The 6,079-nt window shown below is 66.2% G+C and carries 3 protein-coding genes and 2 pseudogenes; 1 reads left to right on the top strand and 4 read right to left on the bottom strand.

Going from position 1 to position 6,079, the window contains the following annotated elements:
- Positions 1–484: pseudogene (locus RHBS_RS22810) on the bottom strand (hypothetical protein); the annotation flags it as partial.
- On the bottom strand, positions 412–1,197 hold the full coding sequence (locus tag RHBS_RS22805) for a hypothetical protein (RefSeq protein ID WP_128646483.1): 786 nt from the start codon (positions 1,195–1,197) through the stop codon (positions 412–414). The pseudogene RHBS_RS22810 and the gene RHBS_RS22805, both read right to left, overlap by 73 nt.
- A gap of 380 nt (positions 1,198–1,577) precedes the next feature.
- Between RHBS_RS22805 and RHBS_RS22800 the strand changes: the two genes are divergently transcribed.
- Positions 1,578–2,216, top strand: a complete 639-nt coding sequence (locus RHBS_RS22800; RefSeq protein ID WP_374700647.1) for a TetR/AcrR family transcriptional regulator — start codon at positions 1,578–1,580, stop codon at positions 2,214–2,216.
- Between the two features lie 76 nt (positions 2,217–2,292).
- Here the strand turns inward: RHBS_RS22800 and RHBS_RS22795 are convergent, their stop codons facing one another.
- Positions 2,293–2,685 carry a holo-ACP synthase gene (locus tag RHBS_RS22795; RefSeq protein ID WP_008715184.1) on the bottom strand — a complete coding sequence of 131 codons (393 nt, stop codon included), beginning with the start codon at positions 2,683–2,685 and terminating at the stop codon, positions 2,293–2,295.
- Positions 2,685–6,079, bottom strand: a pseudogene (locus RHBS_RS22790) (beta-ketoacyl synthase N-terminal-like domain-containing protein); the annotation flags it as partial. The pseudogene RHBS_RS22790 and the gene RHBS_RS22795, both read right to left, overlap by 1 nt.

The raw sequence follows: 6,079 nt of genomic DNA, 5'->3' as shown, positions 1-6,079 counted from the left end.
TCTGACGCGGCGGATCCTGCGTCACCCAAGGCCGAGTGTCGGTGCAGGCTCGACAACCGTCGATGGGTCCACCGCCGGGGGAATCGTCTCGGGGCGGCGGCGCAATCGCCGGCGCAGGCGGAACCACGGCCGCAACCGGGTCGGACGTCGTCGGATCCGCCTGCCGGGTTGCCCCCACCAGATCCGCACCGGAATCGCGCCGATCGACGCTCTGCTCGGCAGTCGACTCGGAATCACCCGGCAACGTCGCAGCGACCGCGACACCTGCGGAGAGCACTCCGGCCAGCAGCACTGCGGCGAACACCAGCTTGCGCCCGGAGCCTCCCGACCGGGCCGGCTTCGTGCCGACAACCGAGGGCGCTGCAGGCACCGGAAGCGGCACTACCACCGTGTCGAGATCCGTATCCTTCGCTACCTCGACGGTCTCCTCGGGCTCGGAGTCGGCAATGTCGGCGTCGGACTGGTCGGACTCGTCGGCTGCCACGACCTCGGTGTCGGCGGCCGCGACCGGCTCCGAGTCATCGGTCGCCGCCTGCGCAGTGGCAACCACAGCCGGCTCGTCCTGGTATGCCAGCAGCGCAGCTCCTCGGGCTGCGACCTGATCCGCGTCACCCACGCGCACGACGGGAACGCCGAGCCCGAGAGACAGGATGTCCACCAGGTCTCGATTGCTCGAAGAATCGCCGAAGAGGGCCACGAACTCTGGCTTCTTTCCGGACTGATCCACCACTTCCCACGCCAGTGGATGGTGCTGCCGATGCGCTCGGGCGACATCAATTCCAGCGCAGCGGTCTTGGCCGGGGTGATGGAGGCGTGGGCTGCGTCGGCGAGAGAGATGGAGACGCCCGTGTCGCCCATGTAGTACAGAAGGACGGTGTTCGCGTCGGCGAATTCCTTCGACGTCGCGAGCCAGCCGAGGAATGCCTCGGACGCGGACGACAGCACCGCGGGTTCGTCGCCCAGGGCGGCTGCGAACTCGGCGCGCTCGTCCTCGGTTCGATACACCACGCCCACTGCGTCCACGTGTGCGTCGAGCGTCGCCGCCTCGACGCGCATCGTCTCGATCGCCGTGGTGAGAACCGAGGCGGCGTCGGGGTCGAGCGGGGTCGTCCGATCGGCGAGTACCTCGCCTGCGGTCGGCTCGAACAGCACTGTCTGCATCGAGCCGGATTCGATCGCTATACCAATAGTTGCCATGGCAGTCTCCCTGTGCTCAGGGTGGAGGCTCCCGACCATGAACGTCATTCAGCGGTTCCGAATGACGATCACCCTGCACGGAATTTGATTCTGTTACCTAAACCATACCCGTTGACGGTTAAATTGGTCCAGATCGGTCTTGGAGTTTGTCACAGTATGAGGAACCAGCAATTGTCGTCGACCCCAGGTTTCTTCGAAACCTTCGGCTGGAACCCGCGTGTTCGACCCATAAGCGCAGCCTGCGGGAGTGACGTACCGGACCGTTGTGGATAACGAGCACCCGCGCCCGATAGCCTGACCGGGTGGAATCCTCTGCTCGTGCCCAGTCCTCGCGCCGTCTCGACGCCGCGCTCGAGTCGACGGCACAGACGCAGGAGCTCATGCCGCGACGGCGTCCCACCCAGGAACGCAGCCAGCGCAAGTTCGACGCGCTGCTGCAGGCCTCACGCGAGCTGCTCAGTGACGTGGGTTTCGAGTCGTTCACCTGCGAGGAAGTCGCGTCGCGCGCCGAACTTCCGATCGGCACGCTGTATCAGTTCTTCGCCAACAAGTACGTCATCGTCTGCGAACTCAACCGCCAGGACCTGGTGGGAGTGCAACAGGAACTCGCCGAGTTCGACGGCGAAGTCCCGTCCCTGGACTGGGTGCGGTTCCTCAACAACTTCGTCGACCACATGGCCGGAATGTGGATGACCGATCCGTCGCGCCGTGAAGTGTGGCTCGCCATGCAATCGACACCGTCGACGCGCGCAACCGGGGTGATCCACGAGCGGGAGTTCGCCGAGCAGGTCTCGCGCATGCTCGGACCTCTCACTCCGCGCACGCCTCGGCATCGCCGCAACCTCATGGCTCAGGTGTTGGTGCACATCGTCTACTCGATGCTCAACTTCTCCGTGCAGGACGGCCAGAGCCACGAGGACGCCGTCGCCGAGCTCAAACGCATCATGATGGCGTATCTGCTCGTCGCCGAGAAGGAGAGCAGGCGCTCCGGCGGCTCGGCCATCGACAGCGACGCCTGAGTCTCCCGAGACCACACGAAAGAAGGCCCGCCCGATCTTGGGGATCGGACGGGGCCTTTCGTCGTTCAGCGCGGAGTCACTCCTCCAGAATTGCCACCGCGGCGGCGATGTCGCCGTCGTGCGTGAGCGACAGGTGAATCTTCACCGTCGGCAGGAACTCCTGCGCCATCCCGTGCAATTTGATGGACGGCCGGCCCCACGCATCGTTGACGACCTCGATCAACGGATACGGGTTGTCACCGATCTGCGGCGGCCGAGCGAATCGCGATGTCGCCCATGCCTTCAGCACTGCTTCCTTGGCGGCCCACCGTGCTGCGTAATGGCGGGTCGGGTCGGAACTCTTCGTTGCGGCATGACGGCGCTCGCCCGCGGTGAAGCTGTCGCGGATCATCGTCGTGCCGACCTTCTCCATCTGCTCGGCGAAATCGGACACCGTCACCAGGTCGAAACCCACTCCCAGGATCGCCATCAGATGGCACCCGGCAGACCGGAGGAGTAGACATCGTCCTCGCCGAGGCGAGCGGACTCGTTGAGCAACACGTGTGCCTCCAGTTCGCGTGACGCCTTGGCCGGCGTCCCGTCATGTCCGAGCCGTCGATCGTCGGGCCGCTCGTAAAGGGAGTCTCCTCCCACCATCGCGGAGATCAGCCTGCGCTGACCGGCGATGCGCCGCTCGTTCGCCTTCGCGATGTATTCGGCACGGCGGTCCGCCGGAACGGCCTCGACGAATGCCTGCGGGTGCACCAGCGCAATGAGTCCGGACACGTGGCCGAATCCGAGGGAGGTGAGCAGACCTGCCTTGAGCGGCACCGAGTCACCGAAGCGCAGCGGCTCCCGAGCCCACACCAGATGCTCGAACGCGGTCATCTTGTCGTCGACGCAGTCGAGGCTGCGGTTCGGCGGGATGACGCCGTTGGCCAGCACCTGGCACAGGCCGATCAGCTGCCAGGCAGCCGCTCCACCTTCGAGTGCCCGGTGAGGCTCTTCTGCGAGACGACGAACAGCGGAGCGCCGTCCGAACGGCCAATGGCCTTGGCGAGACGGGTGTGCAGTTCCGCCTCGTTAGGGTCGTTGGCTGCAGTGGAGGTGTCGTGCTTGGAGATCACGGCCACATCGTCTGCACTCACGCCCAGTGCGTTGAGCGAGAGCGCGAGCGCCGAATCCTTGCCGCCGCGACCGGCACTGAGCGCGCCGAGTCCCGGAGCCGGGATGGACGTGTGCACTCCGTCGCCGTACGACTGTGCGTAGGCCACCACTCCGAGGACCGGCAGGCCCATCTCGAGCGCCAGGTCTCCGCGAGCGAGCAGAATCGTTCCGCCGCCGTGAGATTCGACGAATCCACCGCGCCTGCGGTCGTTCGCCCGAGAGAACCGTCGATCGCTGATGCCCTTGGCGGTCATCGCTGCCGAGTCCGCGGTGGCCGACATGTCACCGAAGCCGATGATGCCTTCGTTGCTCAGGTCGTCGAAGCCGCCGGCGACCACGAGCTGCGCCTTGCCCAGCTTGATCTTGTCGACGCCTTCCTCGACGGAGACGGCCGCGGTGGCGCAGGCGGCGACGGGGTGAACCATCGCGCCGTAGCTACCGATGTACGACTGGACCACATGCGCGGCAACGACGTTCGGCAGAGCCTCCTGCAGGATGTCGTTCGCACGCGCGTCACCGAGCAGAGTGTCGATGTACAGCGAGCGCATGGACTCCATGCCGCCCATGCCGGTGCCCTGCGTGTTGGCCACCAGCGTGGGGTGCACCCAGCGCATCAGTTCCGACGGGTTGAAGCCCGAGGAGATGAACGCGTCGACCGTGGTGACGATGTTCCACAGTGCGACACGGTCGACCGAGCTGGCCATGTCGGGCGAGATGCCCCACTTGGTGGGATCGAATCCGGTCGGAATCTGCCCACCGACTGTGCGGGTGAGCTTCATCTTGCGCGGAACGCGAATCTCGGTGCCCGCCTTGCGAGTGACCTGCCAGTCGCTCGATTCTGGGACCGGCGTGATCAGCGTGTGCTCGGGATCCGCTGCTGCGAAGGACCGGGCATCGATCTCGGTTCCGACCACGAATGTCAGGTCGTTGTCGAGGAAGACCGAGGTCATCAGCGGAGCGGTGTTGCCGACCATCGCGCCGTCGTCGCCGTAGGTGCGGATACCGCACTTCTCGACCACGATGTCGTGGTATTTGTCGGCGATGTCCTTCTCGGGCACCAGGTCGCCGGACTCGATGTCGTACCAACCCGGCTTAGGATCGTTCTCCCAGGCGATGAGGCCGGTGTTCCATGCGAGTTCGAGTACGCCTGCGGCAGAGAGCTGCTCGTCGACCTCCATCTCGAAGCGGGTACGCGCCGAACCGTACGGTCCGAGCTCACCTGCACCGACGATGACGACCAGATCCTTCGGGTCGACATCGAGTGTCGGCCACGCCGGAGTGGTGGTCGACGTCGACAGACGCGGCGGAGCGGGCAGTGCCGCGATCACCGAATCGCCGGATGCCTCTTCGGTCTTCTCGGCGGCGGCCGCAGCCGCGTCCCGAGCGAGTTCGACGAGGTTGAGCTTGGTGCTGGCCAGGCCGCCGGTGAGATCGGCGACGATCGGCTCCTGAGCGGCCTGACGGCGAGCGGCAGGCGTGCACAGCTGCAGCAACTCGGTTGCCATCTCGTCGGTCGACCAGGTGCGCACACCCTCGGCTTCGACGGCCTCGACGATGGGGTCGTTGCCGCCCATCAGGCCGGTTCCGCGGACCCAACCGATGTGAGCGTGGGCGATGGACACCCGCTCGGCCCAGTTCTTCTCCGAACCCCACTTGGCGACAACCGCATCGAGTGCAGCCTTGGACTCGCCGTAAGCGCCGTCGCCACCGAACATTCCGCGGTTGGGCGATCCCGGCAGCACCACGTGCAGGTGCGTGTCGATGTCGTTGTCGTAGCCGACCTTGGACAGTCCGCCGATCAGGCGCTCGACCGACCAGAGCAGCACGCGCATCTCCATCTCGGCGCGAGCTCCGGCGTCGGACATCTCGCCCATGACCCGAGGTGCGGCGAACGGGAACAGCATCGTCGGTGTGACGCCGGCCTTGACCAGAGTCTTAGCTCCACCGGCAGTGTCGATGAAGTCGCTGCCGATCCACTCGATGAGCGCATCGACGTCGGTGTACGACGCGATGTTCGCCGGAACCACCCAGAGCGACGCTCCGCTGCGTGCGTTGTCGCGGTAGAGGCTGCGGTAGAAGCCGAGTCGCTCGTCGTCGAGCCTGGAGGTGGTGACGAAGACCGTAGCTCCCCCAGCCAGCAGCTTGGCCGTCACCGCGGCTGCGATGGAGCCCTTGCTGCCGCCGGTGACCACTGCGACCTCGTCGGCCCACTGGCCCTTGTCCTCGGATGCGACCGCGATGTCCGCGATGCGTCCGAAGGTCTCGGCCAGCACAGTCTTGTTCTCGTAGTCGGCCTTGGCCTTCCACCACTGTGCTTGCGAAGCAACGGCATTGCCTGCGCCGGCGAAGGACTCGACGGAGATGTCGCCTGCGGTACCGAGCCACAACCGGGCCAGGTCCTCACGGGCGGTGGCCCACCGGTCGTCGATCAGGACGGCGCGTTTGGCGTCGAACGCCGGGGCGACGAGGCGAGGCCAGTCGGATCCCAACTCTGCCGAGACCAGCTCCACCAGAGCGGCGTCGGGATCGTCGGCCAGCAGTGCGTTGGGCGCATCCGCAAGTCCGAGCTGCTCGAGCACCAGCCGGGCAGCGGAGGCAAGGACGCCGTCGCGGCCGGTGATGTGTTCGGTGAACTCACCGAGAGCAGCAGCGTCGACGGTTCCACCGGCCCCGCCGCCTGCCTGCGGCATCGAGACTGCGACGCCGCGGCGTGCGGA

Source organism: Rhodococcus sp. BS-15, from assembly GCF_000813105.1.
In the GTDB taxonomy this organism is placed as follows: Bacteria; Actinomycetota; Actinomycetes; order Mycobacteriales; family Mycobacteriaceae; genus Rhodococcoides.
Note: the sequence above shows the minus strand (reverse complement) of the source record. Positions and strands in the feature narration are given on the sequence as shown.